At 55.6% G+C, this 17087-nt stretch carries 13 protein-coding genes; 1 reads left to right on the top strand and 12 read right to left on the bottom strand.

Annotation, left to right across the window (positions count from 1 at the left end; translation table 11 throughout):
• Positions 1-293: 293 nt before the first annotated feature.
• Entirely contained in the window at positions 294-956 is a 663-nt protein-coding gene (locus tag IEY47_RS15190) for a GntR family transcriptional regulator (RefSeq protein ID WP_188984158.1), read from the top strand.
• A 204-nt stretch (positions 957-1160) separates the two neighbouring features.
• On the opposite strand, the gene IEY47_RS15185 is transcribed toward IEY47_RS15190, so the two are convergent.
• The 12 genes from IEY47_RS15185 to IEY47_RS15130 all read right to left on the bottom strand — a co-directional run bounded on the left by IEY47_RS15185 (position 1161) and on the right by IEY47_RS15130 (position 17060).
• Positions 1161-1637 (bottom strand): DUF4823 domain-containing protein, encoded by a 477-nt coding sequence (locus tag IEY47_RS15185; RefSeq protein WP_188984156.1) that lies wholly within the window; start codon positions 1635-1637, stop codon positions 1161-1163.
• Positions 1638-1780: 143 nt separating this feature from the next.
• Positions 1781-2245, bottom strand: coding sequence for a YuaM family protein (locus IEY47_RS15180; protein ID WP_188984154.1), 465 nt, complete (start codon positions 2243-2245; stop codon positions 1781-1783).
• Positions 2224-2565, bottom strand: a complete 342-nt coding sequence (locus tag IEY47_RS15175) for a hypothetical protein (protein WP_188984153.1) — start codon at positions 2563-2565, stop codon at positions 2224-2226. Before IEY47_RS15175 ends, IEY47_RS15180 begins: the two co-directional genes overlap by 22 nt.
• Positions 2562-4016: a restriction endonuclease subunit S gene (locus IEY47_RS15170; protein ID WP_188984151.1), complete on the bottom strand. Its 1455-nt coding sequence runs from the start codon at positions 4014-4016 to the stop codon at positions 2562-2564. The genes IEY47_RS15175 and IEY47_RS15170 overlap by 4 nt, the downstream gene beginning before the upstream one ends.
• The gene (locus tag IEY47_RS15165; protein ID WP_188984149.1) at positions 4013-5569 is read right to left on the bottom strand and encodes a class I SAM-dependent DNA methyltransferase; all 1557 of its coding nucleotides are present in this window, start codon (positions 5567-5569) and stop codon (positions 4013-4015) included. Before IEY47_RS15165 ends, IEY47_RS15170 begins: the two co-directional genes overlap by 4 nt.
• A 183-nt stretch (positions 5570-5752) precedes the next feature.
• On the bottom strand, positions 5753-6286 hold the full coding sequence (locus IEY47_RS15160; protein ID WP_229779462.1) for a hypothetical protein: 534 nt from the start codon (positions 6284-6286) through the stop codon (positions 5753-5755).
• Positions 6283-7476, bottom strand: coding sequence for an AAA family ATPase (locus IEY47_RS15155; protein ID WP_188984147.1), 1194 nt, complete (start codon positions 7474-7476; stop codon positions 6283-6285). The genes IEY47_RS15160 and IEY47_RS15155 overlap by 4 nt, the downstream gene beginning before the upstream one ends.
• A gap of 275 nt (positions 7477-7751) precedes the next feature.
• The gene (gene hsdR, locus IEY47_RS15150) at positions 7752-11228 is read right to left on the bottom strand and encodes a type I restriction-modification system endonuclease (RefSeq protein WP_188984145.1); all 3477 of its coding nucleotides are present in this window, start codon (positions 11226-11228) and stop codon (positions 7752-7754) included.
• A gap of 268 nt (positions 11229-11496) precedes the next feature.
• Positions 11497-12534 (bottom strand): patatin-like phospholipase family protein, encoded by a 1038-nt coding sequence (locus IEY47_RS15145; protein ID WP_188984143.1) that lies wholly within the window; start codon positions 12532-12534, stop codon positions 11497-11499.
• Positions 12518-13447 (bottom strand): diguanylate cyclase regulator RdcB family protein, encoded by a 930-nt coding sequence (locus IEY47_RS15140; protein ID WP_188984141.1) that lies wholly within the window; start codon positions 13445-13447, stop codon positions 12518-12520. The genes IEY47_RS15145 and IEY47_RS15140 overlap by 17 nt, the downstream gene beginning before the upstream one ends.
• Before the next feature lie 8 nt (positions 13448-13455).
• Positions 13456-15945, bottom strand: a complete 2490-nt coding sequence (locus tag IEY47_RS15135; protein WP_188984139.1) for a dynamin family protein — start codon at positions 15943-15945, stop codon at positions 13456-13458.
• Between the two features lie 92 nt (positions 15946-16037).
• Positions 16038-17060, bottom strand: a complete 1023-nt coding sequence (locus tag IEY47_RS15130) for a helix-turn-helix transcriptional regulator (protein ID WP_188984137.1) — start codon at positions 17058-17060, stop codon at positions 16038-16040.
• Between the last annotated feature and the right edge of the window lie 27 nt (positions 17061-17087).

Raw genomic sequence — 17087 nt, 5'->3', positions numbered from 1 at the left:
GCCTTGGATTTTTTCGTCGAAGACCTGGCAGCGTTCCGTGGGCAGATACGCTGACTTGATTATGAATTCATAATTATGTTCGTCAACGTATTCGGATGACTGGTAAATATCGTTTTAAATCAGTTATTTATTATTTGTATTCTTAGATCGTGTGAATTTTGAATTCAAAATTGGCCAATTGAACTGTCGCCCGTGGTATCTGTAGCTGGGCACATCTAGAATCAAACGGGCCGCCAAGGGTCTGAAGCGTGTCTGCTTCACCTGTCGTAGTGCGCCGCTAAGAGGACGAAAACTTGGAACACTCGGTTACATCCGAAAATCTCGCGCTGGACCGTCAAGGGTTGCACCAGATCGTCGTCGACCGGCTGAGAAAACTGATCGTAGAGGGAAGGTTGGAAGCAGGGTCTCGTATCAACGAGAAGGCGCTGTGCGAACAACTTCAGATTTCCCGAACGCCACTGCGCGAGGCGCTGAAGGTGTTGGCCAACGAGAAGCTCGTGGAGTTGCTGCCGAACCGAGGTGCGAAGGTCGTGCTGCTATCCGACCGCGAGATCGCGGAAGCCTTCGAGGTCATGGCCCGGCTGGAAGCCATTTCGGGGGAGCTGGCGTGTGAGCGCATCACACAGCCTGAGCTCGATGAGATACACGCCCTCCATTACGAGATGCTGGCGTGCTACACCCGCAAGGACCTTCCCGGTTACTACGACATCAACATGCGCATCCATGCGCTGATCAGTAAGGCGGCCCGGAACGAGCTCCTTCAGGACCTCTACCAGCGCGTGAACTTCCGCATACAGTCGCTTCGTTTTCGCTCCAACTTCGATGAGACGGAGTGGGCCGAATCGGTACAGGAACACACGGAGCTGCTCGAGGCATTGACCAAGCGTGACGGTGCTCGCGCAGCCGCCGTGCTTCATCTTCATCTGACGAAGAAGCAGCGGAAATTGAAGTTGTGATTTGGTTGTCGTGCGCGCTCCCGCACAGAGCGATCGTATTGCCGGGCGCGCCCGGGAGCTAGCAGAGTTTGGGACGGCTAGGCGACTGAAGTCGCCCCTACGGTGAGGCGGTACCTGTAGGGGCGGGTTCACCCGCGGGTTCATCTGCCCTGCGCACCTATATCAACCGAGGCTCCATCCCGATCGGCGCGATAAACACAGGCGTTAGTGTTGCAATCCGCTGAACAAGCTCTGGAAATACTCATTAATCGGCTCTGGAAGCAGATCTTGCGGATGGTCGCCGCCAAGCGTGGCAATGCCGCTTTTGCCTTCGATTAGCGTGGAGCTTTCCACGTTGGCGCTAAACACGTCGATCAAGTCGATCTTCACTTCCACCTTGTCGCGCCTGAAATTCCACTCGGTCGCGCGGTCCTCCCAGTGCAGGATGATTGGGAACACCAAATAGTTATAGCCACCTTGGCGAGCGCTGTTGAGGGCTTGATCCAAGCCTTCGACGCGATTGGCGACTATCGCCGTCTGCCCATTCCTCTGCAATGCCGATCGGATGACGGCGCTGGTCATCTGCCCGGAGCGAGGGTAGGGCTTGGCGCCGTACATGCCGTCATCGGGCAGGGCGATGTAGTAGGTGGAACGTGCTGGCATGAACGCCGACTGGTCTCGGACGAAGTGGGTGGAGTCCATGCATCCGGTCAGTGAGAGCAGGAGAGCCGCAGCTCCTATTCGTCCAGGATTAGCCAACCGCTTGGCGGCAGATCGCAGGCTACTCGTCGCGCATTTAATCAGTGTGCGCGGTGGCGTATATAGAACGTTGCTAGATGTCGTCATCATGGCGTTTCCAAATTTCCGTTTGATGGCTGGGCTTCCGGTGTACCGATCTGCAGCGCTTTCTTCCTCAGTGCCATGATCAGCAGTTCTTTCTGATAAACGTAATGTTGGGCGACATACTTTAAAAGCGCTGCGCCGAGTGAAATTCCCAATACGAACGCACCGCCCCACAACAGCAAAGAGTCGCTGATATTTCCCAGTGTAAAACCCGTTCCCAGCGTTTCATTAATCCAAGGTATGCCGCCCAGCTCTTTGAAGAATGACCACGAGATCGCGAGCATTGCGAAGATCGCCGTTTTCTCTCCGAAGAAATAACTGATGCGCGACTCGATTCGGCTTAGTTTCAGTTCGATCCAGTGCCTAGCTTCTTCTAATGTTGCGTTATCGAAGTGTTCGAGTTTGTTGACATGGCTCGTGTCGTGGCGGAGCTCTTTCTTCAGGTTCAAAAAGCTGGTTTTTTCCAAGACAGCAGGCTTACCGCGGATGCAACGATTGGAGCAATCAGCGCCAAGAGTGCTATGCCGATTGCCAGCAGTGACACGGCCACCGCTGCCCATTGCAGCCAGTAAGGCAACGTGTGGAGATTGACGTGCCAAAAGGCCAATCCTGCGTTCACGACCGTTAAGCCCGCCGACACGATCAGGCCCCATCTAGCCAACCAATTTGCCATGTGCTCACGTTTGGTAAGTTCCGCACTGCTACGCTCGCATTTGCTGAGCAGCGCCAATACCTGCAGAACGGCGTCTTCCCTATCGCTCTCTTCTGGAATGTTTTGAAAAGTCATAGGTCCCCATTCGTCTTTCTGCTGCGCTTGGCTTTAGGCGCAGCGGCGCATTGGGCCTTGATGCGTTCGAGCAGCACGCTGGCCGGCTCGTCGTTCGGGTCTTGCGGCACCAGTTCGCCTCTAAATGCCTTGGCCAGGATGCTTTGGGTCAGGTGGTCGATACGGGTCTTGACAGCAGCGACCTTGGCTTCGAGTTGGTCGGCGAAGGCGAAGAGCTGTTCGACGCGGCGGACGATTTCGGTTTGTTCGGTAAGGGGGGCAAATGGTATTGCCAAAACTTTCATATCAGTTAAGTGAAGGTTTTTGATTGCGCTACCCACTATGCGACTCGAAACGTCAATTTCTCCAATCCACTTCCTCAAAGCTATATTGATGAACTCCATGTTCACCAGATTTGATGCAGGCTTAATTAGAGCGACGCTAACAAATAAAGAGAACTCATTGTTGGTTGCTATTATTGCTGTTCTGCCAATTGTTCCGCTCTTTGTAATTAGTAGGTCTCCTTTTTCAGGATGGCAGCGTTTGCAAAGTTCAGCGTGCTCTTCGGTGGTAATAAATTTTGTATTAGTAAAATCTATAACGCCGTCGCGAATATCTTTGACCGAGATGAATGGTACTCCATTACCCACATAGGTTGGCGTGTGGTGTGTGCCATCGACTATTTTGGCGGCGAGCGAATCAAGTGAAACCCAGCACCAAGTGCTTGGTATTTCATACTCTTCGTTTTTCAGGTGGCTCGCTGGCGCTTTCTTCGATTTGGAGGAAGAAAGGCGATCTTTCAGGATTGTCTCTATCTGTTCAGTTGGGTTAATACCTGTATTTTCTGCGCGCCACTCCTCCGTTAACCGCCCGGAAACCGCTGCAACGAGGACGGATTGGCGGAAGCGCTTGAGCAGGGCGGGGATGCTGTCGATGCGGGTTTTGAGGGTGTCGACCTGGGCCAGCAGTGCATCGAGTTTTTCGGCGATGCGGGTTTGTTCGGCTGCTGGTGGTACAGGGACGGTATAGTTCTGAACAAACTGTTTGGGAACACGGCGAAGGCCCACTGCTCCCGTCATATTCGCGGCACCTTGCAAGAGGAAGTCACGGCTCTTGATCACTGCAAGCAGGTACTTGGCAGAAATATCTTCGGTAGCGGGTCGGAGCACATAAAACTCGCTGCTGCCGGCACCGATCCTATTTGGTAGGCCATCTACAAAAGCAGCTTTGCCATTTTCAAAGCAAGGCGTGACCTTGGCGAAAATTACATCACCATCTTGGAAGTTCGTGTAAGCCTTTTTAATGTCACCCCAAGGCCGTGAGTCAAAGCGCAACTTATCGAGGAAGTTGGTTGGTGCATGGGACATTGGCACGAAGCCAGCATCCAAGTCATCGGCAAAGCTCTGCTTCGGATTTATATCGGCGAGTTCGTCCAGGCGAGCAAATGCCCATCCCTCCGGCAACCCACTCATCCCCGCTCTCCCACTTGCCGACTTGCCGCTTGCGGTTGCTCCAGCCCCATCACCTCCGCCATCAACCTTTTCTGCGCCTCCACTTCATCTCCGGCCCCCAACGCCTTCATCAGTTCTTCCAGCTCATGCAGGGCTTCGGTCAGTTCGGCCATGGCTTCGCCGGCCAGCACTTCCGGAGCGGGCAGGTCGGCGGCGTCGAGGCTGTCGGCGTCCTTGAGCCAGGTGATATCCAGGGAGTCGCCGCGCTCCTTGATCTGCTCGCGGGTGAAGACGCGGAAGCGGCTTAGTTCGCCAATGCCTTCAACGTTTTCGGCGCGTGGGCCGTTGGCGTCCTCGCCGTAAGCATCTTCGAAGGCTTTCAGGTGGCCGGCGCCGAACGGCGTGCGTTTGCCGAAGCTGGGCATATTGCTGCGCAGGTCATAGACCCACACGCGCTGCGTGCAGCCTTGCTCCTGGCGCGGATTTTCCTGGGTGCCTTTCTGGAAGAACAGCACGTTGGTCTTCACACCTTGGGCGTAGAAGATGCCGGTGGGCAGGCGCAGGATGGTGTGCAGGTTGCATTTTTCCATCAGGTCGCGGCGCACGTCGGTGCCGACGCCGGCCTCGAACAGTACGTTGTCCGGCAGTACCACGGCGGCGCGGCCACCGGGCTTGAGGCCACGGTAGATGTGCTGGAGAAACGCCAGTTGCTTGTTGCTGGTGGGAAAGGTGAGGTCGTCACGGGTCGGGCCGCCGCCGCCCTTTGCGGTGCCGAACGGCGGGTTGGAGAGAATCACGTCGACCTTGGCCAGATTGGCGCCGGTCTGACCCAGGGCATTGCCCAGGTGCACCACGCCTTCGGCATCGCCCTCCATGCCGTGCAGCAGGGTGTTCATCAGTGCGAGGCGTCGAGTACCGGAGACCAGTTCGACACCGATAAAGGCCTGGTTGCGCTGGAAGGCGCGCTCGCGGTCGTTGAGTTCGTAGAGGTCGTCGGTGTGCTGCTTGATATAGGCATCGGCGGCGATCAGGAAGCCGGCAGTACCGGCGGCCGGATCCTGAATGGTTTCGCCGGCCTGGGGCTTGATGCAGCGGATGATGCTGTCGATCAGTGGGCGCGGGGTGAAGTACTGCCCGGCGCCGGATTTGGTTTCGCTGGCGTTCTTTTCCAGCAGGCCTTCGTAGAGATCGCCGAGGCCGTCGCGCTGGGCGCTGAACCAGTCGATGGCGTCCAGGCTCTTGATCAGTTGCTCGAGATGGCGCGGCTCTTTCAGGCGCGTTTGCGCATCGGCGTAGATGGCGGCGAGTAGCGGGTCGGCGTTCTTACCCAAATCGAGCAGCATCTGCCGGTAGTGGTCGAGCAGCACCAGCCCGGACTTGCCGGTGAGGTCTGGCCAGCGCGCGCCCTCCGGCAGGCGATGCTCGAAAGCGCTGCCGCTCTGTGCCTGCTCGTATTCCATCTTGATGAACAACAGCAGCACCAGCTCGGTGACGTAGTCGCTGTAGTTGATGCCATCGTCACGCAGGACGTCGCAGAGGTTCCAGAGCTTCTGGACGATATCGGAGTGGGTCATTTGAGTGCTTGCCTGGGTCGGGCGCCATTTCCAAGGTTGCAGGCGATGGCCTGCAGGGCTGGCGGGGCATAAAAAACCCGCACGATTTGTGCGTGGCTGGCCGGGCAGTCAGAGGCATGGCGGGTATGTTGTGGGCGAGGGTAGTGGCCGGGGCCGTGCTTTTCAAGGCCGGGCATGGCGGCCTCAGTGCTTCTCGGGCGGCAGCAGGGCGTCGCGTGTTTGGCTGACGGACGCATTAGCGGTGTTATCCAGAATCTGCTGCGGGAACAAGGCGGCGTAGGCGCTGGCGTCGGTATGCGCACCGTTCAAGCGGGGATGCAGGCGCGCCTTGAGTTGCTGGCTGCTTTCATGGGGCCGTACGGCTTCGCCCAGTGTGTCGAGCAGGGCGCCTTCGAGGCACTGCGGCTGCCAGAGGATGATTTCATAGCCAGCCTTGGCGGCACGCTTGTATTCGCTGTCATCTGGCGGCAGGTCGGCATCGAGCAGGAACAGCCGGCGGTCATAGCCGACGCTTTGGTACTTGCGAATGGCGTTGGTGATGACATTGCCCGCCGAGCCGCCATCACCGGCTTCGACCTTGACGCTCAGGCCACTGTCTCGCGGGCAGTAAAGCCCCTTCATGTGGCTGATAAAGGCTTTGTCATCGGCGCCTTCACCGACCACCAGCAGCGTGCTGCGCATCAGGCTGCGCGATCCCTTGCGCAGTTTGCGGTTCATAGCTCCGGTACTCCGCCGAGGGCGCCGGCCATGTACTTGGCGTAGAGGTTGTCGTCGGCGCGCAGCCCCTGCACTTCATCCAGCCGCCAGGCCTCCGAGCATTGGTCACGTTTCTCGCAGAGATAGACCTGATGCTTCTGCAGATGATTGAGCAGTTCCGGCGTGTGGCAGGTGAAGATCAATTGCGCCTGATGCGGGTTGCTATGCTCGAAGCGGAACCAGTCGAGGATGCGTGGCATCAGGTGCGGGTGCAGGTCGTTGTCGATTTCGTCGATGACGGCAATGCCGCCGAACTCCAGTGCCTTGAGGAGTTTCCCAAGCAGTACAAAGGTGGATTGAGTGCCGCTGGATTCGTCGAGAAAACTGAGCTCGAACTCTTCGCCACTTGTGCTGCGATGCATACCGAAAGGCTCATGCAGGGTAGCGCTGCTGCCATCTTCACGGGTGATTTCGCGTTGGCGAATGGCGATATCGTTGAGGCCAAGGTCGAATTCGCGCATGGCTTCGATCATGCGCGTCTTGAGTTGTGGGACTTGTTCATAGTCTTTTGCTGCGGTGAACAGCGCGCTGCGCTGGAAGTGTCGCCGCCCCATGGCGCTGACGTTGCTGGTCATGCTCTCGAAATACTCGATAAAGGGTAGAGCCTCGTGGATGTCATAGCTATGCGCAGCCGCCAACAATGATGCATTGGCGCGAATGCTTTCGGCCTGCGCTTTGGGGAAAGGGAAACCTTTTTGCTTGAAGCTGAAACCGTTGCCGTCAGCATTGCGCTCTCGGCGGAACAAGTAGCTGAACTGGCTGCTGGTGCGCTGTAGCAAGACCTCACTGCAAACCTGACCGGCTTTGAGTTCGAGCTGGTAGCGGTGCTCTATACCATTGAGTAGAAAATCGACTTCCAGCTTGGTTTCGCCTGATGCATGTAGACGATGTGGCCGGTAAAACACTGCACTATCGGGGTCGTTACCCAAAAAGGAGTCGCAGACAAACCAGCTCAGAAAAGCCAGCGGCTTGATGAACTGTGTCTTGCCTGAGCCGTTGGCACCAACCACGGCGATCACCTTGTTCAGCCGGCTGCCATCCGCCAGTTCGATATCGAAACCGGAGGGTGTCGGCTTCTTGCCCAGGGTGAAGTCGGTTTCGGCTTCGTCGGCAAAACTGTAGAAGTTTGAGAATCGGATGGATCTGATCATATTCTTTAGCTTCTAACGAAATTTTGTCGATTCTTGGTCTTTATGGCGTTTTTGGCAAGGGCTTGGATTGGTTGCTCTATGTTTAGGGCTGGTCCGGCGGTTTATGTTCTGCTAGCGAGTGTCCGCTGTCCTGGGACAGCGGACAGTTTTAAGATTGTTCCACCCGCTTTGCGGGGAATGCAGCTACGGGCGTTCTGCGTCCGATGTGCAGCGTTCACGGGCACAGAGGGTCTTGGAATGAGCGATCGCGCCGATGCATGGGGCAATCCTGACACTCAACTTGCCGTCGACCACAAGTTGTCATTCAACGCGTCCAGCACGACATCCAGTTTGCCGCCCAGGTTTCGGTCCAGTCCTTTGAGGCCGCCGTCGTTCTTGAAGGCATCCTGTACCTGCTGTGGGTCGATGACCACTTCGTGCACCAGTTGTTTGGCCAGCCGATCCAGCCATTTGCGCTGCACGGTGTTCCAGGGTTGCAGGGCATGGATTTTCTGCATGGCGTTGGCGACGCGATGATCGAAGGGCAGCAGCGCTTCACCAATCGCGGCCTGGCGGATGTAGCCGATGATGCTGGCGGCAATCTCCTGATTGGTCTGGTTGCGCCAGGCGCTCTTCAGACTGGCTTCGCTGAAACCGTGCTGGTCGAGCAGCAGGCGCACTTCGCGCAGCTGTTCACGGGTCAGGTCGCGCGGGCGATTGACGACCACGCTGAGCGCAGCGGATTGGTTGAGCTGTTTACGGATGAACGCGTTGAAGTCTTCCAGATAGTCAGCCGGCTTTTGGTTCTGCCCATAGCTTTGTTCGCGCACTATGAGTTCGTCGTCATGCGCCAAGATCACTGGGTAGTTTTCCGACACGAGCAAGGCTTTGATGGTATCCAACTGCTCCAGCAGACGGCTGTGGGTCCGCATGAATCCGGCGGCGCCTTGTGGGCCAAGGTCATGCAGGTGCTTATGTAGCTCGGCCGGGGCAACGCCCCAGGCGTCCTGAAGTTCGTCGAGCCGTTTTCTCAGGGTCGGCTTGCTCTCGGCTCTGTGTTCGGCCTTGCGCAGGACGCGCATCAGGCGCTGGCTTAACTGCGCGAGCACATCATGGGCGTGGCTGGTGTCCTGGGTATTGCCGGGCGCGTCGAGGCTGGCACTATCGCAGAGTTCGGTCACCAATTGCTCAAGGCTGATGTTCGGGTCTTTCACCAGCGGTTTCATGGTGTCGACTTCTTCCAGCGCGGTGTAGAGGTCCACAGGGTCGAAGATGCGGAATACCGTCTTGCCAATCTCGTCACAGCGCCGGGTGGCGCGGCCCTTCATCTGTTCGTAGAGGATGCGCGATTTCACCCGGCGCATGAATACCAGGTTGCAGATGCTGGGCACGTCGATGCCGGTGGTGAGGAGGTCGACTGTAATGGCGATGTTTGGATAGCGCTCGTTCTTATAGCTGCGGATCAGCGTAGCCACCTTGTCGCTCTTGCCAGTAATGATGCTGACCGCTGCCTGGTTGTATTGATCTTCGTAATGCGCGGAGAAGGCCTGATCGAGTAGCAGCTTCACGCGCTCGGCATGTTTCTGGTTGACGCAGAAGATCATGGTTTTTTCTTCGCCGAAGGGGTCGAGTTCTTTGGCGAGCTCCTCGCAGATGACTCGGTCGAATGCCTCGGTGATGACACTGCGATTGAAAGACTCGATATTGAAGTCGAGCTCGTCTTCCAGCTCCGCCGCTTCCACTTCGCCGGTCTGGGTGTCGAGTACGTTGATTGTCTCGCCCCGTTCGAAATGGATGCCGTGCTGGGCGAGGCGAGTGAGGTAACGGATCGGCGGTTCGTGGTCGATCAGCCAGTCGTCCGCCACGGCTTCGCGATAGCTGTAGATGAACACCGGCTTGCCGAAGATCTCACTGGTCTGCAGCGCGGGCGTGGCAGTCAGGCCAATCTTGCAGGCGTCGAAATAGTCCAGCACACGGCGGTATTGTGAGAGGTACTGGTTGTGGTCGCGGATCGCCAGTTCGCCTTCGCTCATTTCCTGGTCAAGCGTGTAACCGCGGTGCGCCTCGTCGACGATGATGCAGTCGAACTGGTCGATGGGCGGCGGCGAATCTGACTGAAAGAGGCGGCGCACCATCGCCTGTACGGTTGCTACCTGTACACGTGTCTGTGCCTCGGCGGCCATGTCGCCCAGCTCGTTGATGTTGTAGATCTGCGCGAGCGTCTGGTTCTGTTCCAGCGTCATATCGTGGAACGCATCCATGGCCTGTTGACCTAGCGCGCTGCGGTCGACGAGGAAGAGGATGCGCTTGAAGCGCTCAGCCTTCAGGAAGCGGTAGAGCAGGCCAATGATGGTGCGTGTCTTGCCCGTGCCGGTGGCCATGGCGAGTAGGCAGTCACGTTGGTCATTGGCCAACGCCTGCTCGACCGCCTGGATGGCCTTGATCTGATAGGCGCGCAACTTGAGGTAGGCGAAGCCTTCGGTCTCCAACGATTTCTCGGCCTCGGCCTGGTCCCGTTTGAGCAGGTTGAGAAGCCCGTCCGGTGTATAAAAATCTTGCAGTGCACGACTGATATGGGCCGGGCTACGCAAATCGCGGAACCACGTGCCGGATTGCTGTGCCAGTTGCTTGATGTAAGGGCGGCCATTGCAGGCAAACGCAAACGGCACCTCGAACAGACCTTGTTGGCCGTCATTCCAGCCTGTGGCTAAGCCCTGGAGTTGCCAGGCGGGTTGAAAATCGCCGTCGAGAATGAGCTGACGCGCGTAACGTTCCGCCTGAGGGATGCGGTCTGCAACATTCACCCGCTGGCGCTTAGCTTCGACAATGGCGATCGGTGTCAGGCCTGCGAAGAGCACATAGTCGGCATCTTCTTTCGGTACGCAGGTAGGCCACTCGGCAATCGCCTTGTTCTTGCCGCGTTCGGGGCGTGCGCCTTTCTTGTAACTGAGATCCAGGGAGTCAGCTTCCCAGCCGGCGGCGTTGAGCTGCTGGTCAATGAGGATCCGCGTGAGTTCTTCGCTGAGGTCAAAAGCCGATGTCGCCTTCTGCGTTTTCTGCTGGACCTGCTGACTGGCTTGCGGCTGATCTTCCAGCTGTTTTTGCAGCGCCTTGAGTTCTTGCTCATGCGTTTGACGAAGGGTTTTCAGTTCGGTCTCATGCGCGGCTGCCTGCTCTTGATAGAGGCGCGATTCGGCATCCATCTGCTCGGCCAGCACGGCATACTCCTCCGCCTCGCGCTTGAGCAGCTTCGCCAAATCCTGATTGCTTTCAAGTTCTTCGCTGGATGCACGCAGCTGCGCCTTCAGGCTTTCGATCTCCGCCTGCAACCCGCGCAACGGCTCGCTCGGATCGCTCGGCTTCACGAAGGCGCCCGGTTTGAAATGCGTGCCCGCACTACCAAACGCCTGGTGATACCAGACACACAAATCCCGCGCGACCCTCAACCCGTCCAACGCCTCACGATGCCGCGTCTGAAACTCGTGCGTCGCCTTATTTCCCTCGACCCGCAGCGTGTGGAACAACTGCAGGATGTTCCGATCCAGCTTGATTTCCCGACCCAGGCGATAAAGCAAATCCGACTGACTCACCGCCGAATCAAACTCAACCCCCGCCCGCCCGGCCAGATCCTGTGCCAACGCCTCACCCAACTGCCGCAGCTTGATGAGCGTCGTGTTGGGGGAGGCGGCGAACACTTGCTCAGCGGTGGTGGCGAGCTCTAGGAAAACGGGTGGGTGTTCCTGGAGGAAGGTGAAGTTGGTGGGGGAGGGCATTGGCGTCCTTTGGGTTTATAGCTGGCGGTTGCGGATCTACGTGCTCAGGAGAACGAGGTTGCTGAATCGCATTTGTAAGGAAGATTCCGAATACAGCTGCAGTGTAATCGGAGCGCTGCGGATGCACTTGTATCTGCTAGACGAGGTCGAAACCGTCAGCTTGAACCGCATTGTCCGCTGACTGCACCTTGCTATGCACTGCGCCGCCTTTCCCTAACAAACACTTGCCAGAAACATTGATGAGCCCAAAGCGCAGCAGCCTATCTGCTTAGCGCTTAAGCCACTGCAATGCCTCGGCCATCTGCTTCGCAGCCTCATCCAGGTTATTCTGGCTTTCTCGGCTATTGCTGAAGGCGGCCAGGCCTTCTGCGACCGGCTCAATACTCGCTTTAGCGTCTTCGTAGCCTTGCTGCATCCACTCTAGAATGATGTCACGCTCAAAGCTGAGCATGTCGAGTAACCCTTTACGACCAATACCACGAGGGCGAATCTCTAGGATCGTCGTATCGGGGAAGCGGTTACGATCCCAAAAGCTTCCATCCTGCAGGTGGGTTACGATGATGTGACTGCACTTTTCATGCTTGATTAACGGCAGTATCGGTGTATTACCCTGCACAGCTCTAGATCCACCCAACCCACCGTCATAGTATTTTTTCCCACCGATGGTTTGCGCTTCATAAGCTAAGGGGATTGCCGAAGAAGCCAGCAGTACCATTCGCCTCTGGTCCTCTGACAACGGATTTATACATATGAAGCTTGAGTCTTTCGAATCGGACAGGCCCAAGCTACTCTTAGCAAACCCCATCAGATCTTTGATCGCTCCGTCGCTTTCATAGACGGACACCCAAAAAGGCAGGCCAGACTTTTTCTCGCGCAGCCCTGCATAGCGATTCAAAATATCAACGCTTGGAGAGTTATCGAAAAACGCTGGGTCGCCCACATACTTGTGGTACTTCTCTGGCAGCACATATTGCAGATACTGAGTTGAAGCTGCAGCAACTCGCCCTGGGGGACCTCCAAATGCCGCCATCGAAATACGCATAATGAAAGAGAGAAATGCCAATGCATCCATTTTCAACGGCGAGTTCTCGGCAACTTCATGCCACACCTGTTCCAGCGTTTCGGCTGCTACTCGCACGTTGCCTGCGCTCGCAACAACTGCACCGTTCAAGGAACCAATACTTGCCCCAGCGACTGCGTCTGGCTGGATGTTTTTCTCCGCAAGATAACGCAAGACACCTGCCTGATAGGCTCCTTTAGCCCCACCGCCAGATAGGACCAACCCCAATTTAGTGGATTGCAGCATGATGCGCTCCCGGCTTCAGCAATTGCGACAGTTCGTCATATATGCTTTGGTTGGAAAACACGTAGGGAAGTTCGTCTCCCGTCCTAGGCGCCTCGCCACTATTGACCGCCAGCAATACTTGCTCTAATTCACTGGAACCATGCTCGCTAACCAGTCTCAGCGCATCCTGCAGTAGCTCATCTTTCGCAGATAGTTGAGCAAAAAGAGCTTGGCGGTCGACCACACAATGCATCGGGCGCCCCGTCAATTCACACAAGATGCGCGTGCAGTCATTTTCTAGTGTTTGCAAAGCGGACTGAACAGCCTTCTCATGCTGCTGGTTACCCCTGCCAGCTTGGATCCAGCGTCCAAATTCTCCGTACTTAAGACGAGTTAACAGCATCCATAGACTCTGCTCCGGTGAAAGCAGAGACTCCCTCCTGGCAAAAATACTAATTGCAAGATTAGCCTCGGCCATTGCGCGGTTATATTGCTCGTAACCGTCCATTCTCTGGTTAAGAGAATGCTTCATGTAATCAACCTTGCCAGCTAACTCAGTCAAGTCTTGACGCAGGTCAGTGGTATCTGCAGTCACTTCCTGTAACTTTGTAGACAGCAGGCCCACGCCACTCATTACTTGTCGTAAGAAGTACTCATTTTTGGTCAGGCGCTGCTCATTGGTAACCACATAGTCCTTTATAAAATTCAGGCTAGTCTCCACGCTGGAGTCGATTAACTCTTGACGTTGGGTGCTCTGTCCGGTCAAGCGATCCAAAATACGGGCAGAGAGCCCATTTTGGGCCACTTTGCGCTTTTCGCTAAGGTGATCCGACATCACGCTTAAGCCGTTGATGAAGTCGACGATCGCCTTTTCTTCAAGATGCGGATAGGCCTCAACCAGGCGCTCCATCTCAGCAGACTTTAAAGCTGTCATACCCTTTCCTATTTACCGGCCGCCAAGGAGTTAATGCCCAGCCTTGCAACCTCCAGTCGCTTGAGCTGAGTAACGTTGTCGCTTTTTACTCTATCCATCATGGCTGAAATTGCAGACGTAACAGCCACACTTTCAGCCTTAAGCTTTTTTGATTTCTCCAAAGCCCCTTCGATGCCGCTGACCTTCTCGATCACGCCAGCGAAAACCTCGTCTACCGCCGGAACCAGCCTCTCTTCAAACTGCTTTGCAAGGCGCGCATCAACATTCGCATAAAATGAGTCGGCAAGCTTTTGGGACTTCTGAACATAGTCGTCAAGCGTGATTTTATAACGCTGCTCATCAACACTGCTGGTTTGTAGCTCTACGGTGTAGTCGTCCCTCAGACCAAAACTGAGCACCTTCAAGGTCTTGTGAACCCAGCCCTCGCGTCGAGTTTGCTTCTTCCAGGATTTCGTCACACGCTCTTTGTAGGCTTCTACCGCATCGCCCTCATTGACGCGCACCTGCGCATCACTAAGCACATCCAATGCGAGACTATCTGTCAGATGAATATTAAAATCGAAACCCTTTTCCTGCATTGCAGCTTCATAATCCTGGCAGAGCTCCCCCAACCGACCCACCAGCTCAACCTGGATGTCCCGCTGAATATTCTCCTCGAACTCACTCAACTGGGCCTGCAGCGACCCGACCATTGAAGAGAACAATTCCGTAATCACATCGCCCGCCCTTTTGCTGAAGCTCAATGCGGCTTGTTTGTCTACGCCAAAGTCAAGAACGCCATCCCCACCCTTTGAGTGTCTATCGATTTCAGCACGCAGGTTCCTCAGATCTCTTTCAATAACGTTCCGATCTATCCATGCGGAGCGAGACATAGATCTTTGCCGCTTTTGATCGACCTGTTCACTGGACTTCGCCTCTAAGTTTTCTTCCAGCCTCCCAAGCAAGTCTCTCCGCGCTCTGACAAATTCTTCTCCGATGCTGTTTTTTATTTCCCCAACATGCTCCACCAGCGCAGCGCGCGCCTGATCCCTATACTCAGAAATACCACTGCTCTTTACCTCGTCCAGCTTGCGATAAACAGCATCAATAGCATGGCCGAGGTTTTTGGTCCGCTCGATGCTTTCCATTAATGCACCCATTTCTTGCGCCAGACCGCCTCGAACTGCCGTGGAAAAGCTATCAATCTTGACGGCGTTTTCGTTGAGTCTAGCCAGTGCCGCCTGAAGGCTATTTTCGCCCGCCTTGGTGTAGGCCTTTTCAAGCATGTTATTAATAAAGGGCTCATAGCCAGAACGCTTTAACAAGCGAGCGTACTTCTTCTCGATGTCTTCGAAGGTCAGCTCTTCAATCTCGTCGTCCTCTATTATTCCGAAGGCGGCCGTAATAAAGTCACGATTCTGCTCAGCAGCGAGAAACCTTGAGAGCTCTACCCCTGCCTCGATCTGTTGCCTGACTCTTTCCACGATGAAAGCGAAATGTGATGAGACCGGGAAGACGGCATCAGGCTTGATGAAGTCATCATCATCGATGCTGTCATTCAACAAGTCGCTTGCCATCTTCTTGGTCTGGACCTCATCCAGGTCATTTTGTTTTTTTTCGTCGAAGCGATTCACGACCACAAACGAGCGATCCCTGAAAACCTCTTTGATATCCCTGATCTGTTTTCGAACTTCAGAGTCCTGCTCGGTGTTGAGTTGGGTGTAGTTCATCACCAGCAAAACCATCGACGCATTCTTTCCAATTTGCTCAGAGAGAATATGCTTCAGAAGTTTGCTTTGCCCAGCCTCGTTTGGGCCAGGCGTGTCTAGCAACGCCAGAGAGCCTGGATGATCGCTCAGGGGCTTGCCGGCTAGACAGCGGAACTCCACTTCAATCGTGGGCAGACTGGTCAGTTCGGTGAATTGTCCTAGATACTCATCTAAGTTAACAGCAAAGCTGCCATGGCCCGCCAGTCGCAACGTGTCGTTGATCAGAAACAGCGCCTGGTGGACCTCGTCTTTACCTGCGTACTCCCCGCGAATATCCGCTGACTTTGTTTTAACTGTAGCCAGAGCTTCGTTGATTCTCGATTGATCGGCCTCTTGCCCACCAGATGCATCGACCTTCGCCTTCACCTCGTCAACTAACTTCTTAAACACATCTAGCTTGTGCAGCCTGAGTACCGGCTCTTTCTGGCCAGGCTTGTGCCTGATCAAAGTAGGCAATGTGGTCATGGCCGTCAGTCGATGGGGCAGTACATCCTTCCCTATCAACGCATTTATAGTGGTCGACTTCCCTGCCTTCATGGTCCCTATCACGGCAATGGTCGACTCCAGCATCTGCACCTTAACCTTGTCGCTCTCCAGCGCCTCACGCTGTCGCTCCAGGTCAGCCTGTGTCAGAGTGTTTGCTTGGGACTCGTACTTCCAAATAGTCTCGTCATCCCTCAACTTGGTCATTAAGGTTTGCTGTTTCTCAATCAGGGTTCTAATTTCGTCCTGCAGTGCCAGTAAAATCATATTCTTTCCTTTGTCTAACTGAGGTTGCGCTACTCAGTTTGCAAATAGCAGCATGCTTGGACCTTCGCTATGGCGCCGTTTACTTCGCCGTATTAGTTGTGCTGCTGGTGCGGTTTGTAAGTTTTATTCATGCGTGAAAGCTTGTCTTTGATTTTAATTTTCCAGGAAGTTGGCCGTTGAATAAGCGCCTGATCTCCTATCGAATAAAACCACCATAATAACTCTTGATTGTTCGACACAATGGCGCGCAACCGTGCCCAGCTACTGCTCTCTATCGGCTCTAAACTCTGCTCCGCACTCAACGGCGTCTCGCTCAACAGCCACGCTATCTGCGGAGAAACATCGGCTACCAGTTCAACTTCTTTAACCGGCTCGGACGTGCGGAACAGACCGCCGGCGAGATGTTGGTCGATGTCGAAGTCGGGTTGGTCGGTGGCAGTTTCATCCAGCAGTTTGGCCTGTTTGATGCGGTGGACGGCGAAGTGGCGGATGTCGGTGTGGTCGTTGGCGCTAGCGATGAGGTAGGTGATCGAGTGGCGAGAGACGATCCCGGCGGGGTGCAGGCGCAGGGTTTTCAGTTCGTTCTTGCTGCGGCTCAGATAACTAACCTTTAGTTGCCGGCGCTCCAGCAGGGCGGTGGATACCCTGGCCCAGATTTCCGGATCGATTTGGGCCGGGATGAGGGCCTTGCCGTTCGGCACGCTGCGTACCCGGCGAGCCCAGTGGGCAAGATCGTTGTGGCCAAGGCCATCGAGGTAATGCCGTGCTTTGCGAAACTGCGGTGCGAGCTGGTCGAGCACCGCGGCCGGAAGGATGGTTTTCAGGTGGCTTTCAGCCAGGTACAGCGCCAGTGCGGTGGACGTGTCCATTGCTGACAGGTCGAGCGGTGCGTTGCGGTCGAAGCTCCAGCGGTAGGGCACTTCGCGTTCATCGCAAAGCAGCATGAACGGGCCAGCGAGCTTGTTGAGGTCGCGCTGGATCGAGCGTAGGTCGACGTGGAATCCTTCCTCGCGGAGCTTCTCCTGCAACGTGGTGGAGGCGATGCGATGTGGATAGCGGGGTATCAGCTTGAGGAGGCTGACCAGTCGGAGCAGTGTGTCCTTGGCTTGCGGCATGGGCGTTCCTTGCAGTTCAGGATTGGG

The organism is Pseudomonas matsuisoli (genome assembly GCF_014647635.1).
GTDB lineage: Bacteria > Pseudomonadota > Gammaproteobacteria > Pseudomonadales > Pseudomonadaceae > Pseudomonas_P > Pseudomonas_P matsuisoli.
Note: the sequence above shows the minus strand (reverse complement) of the source record. Positions and strands in the feature narration are given on the sequence as shown.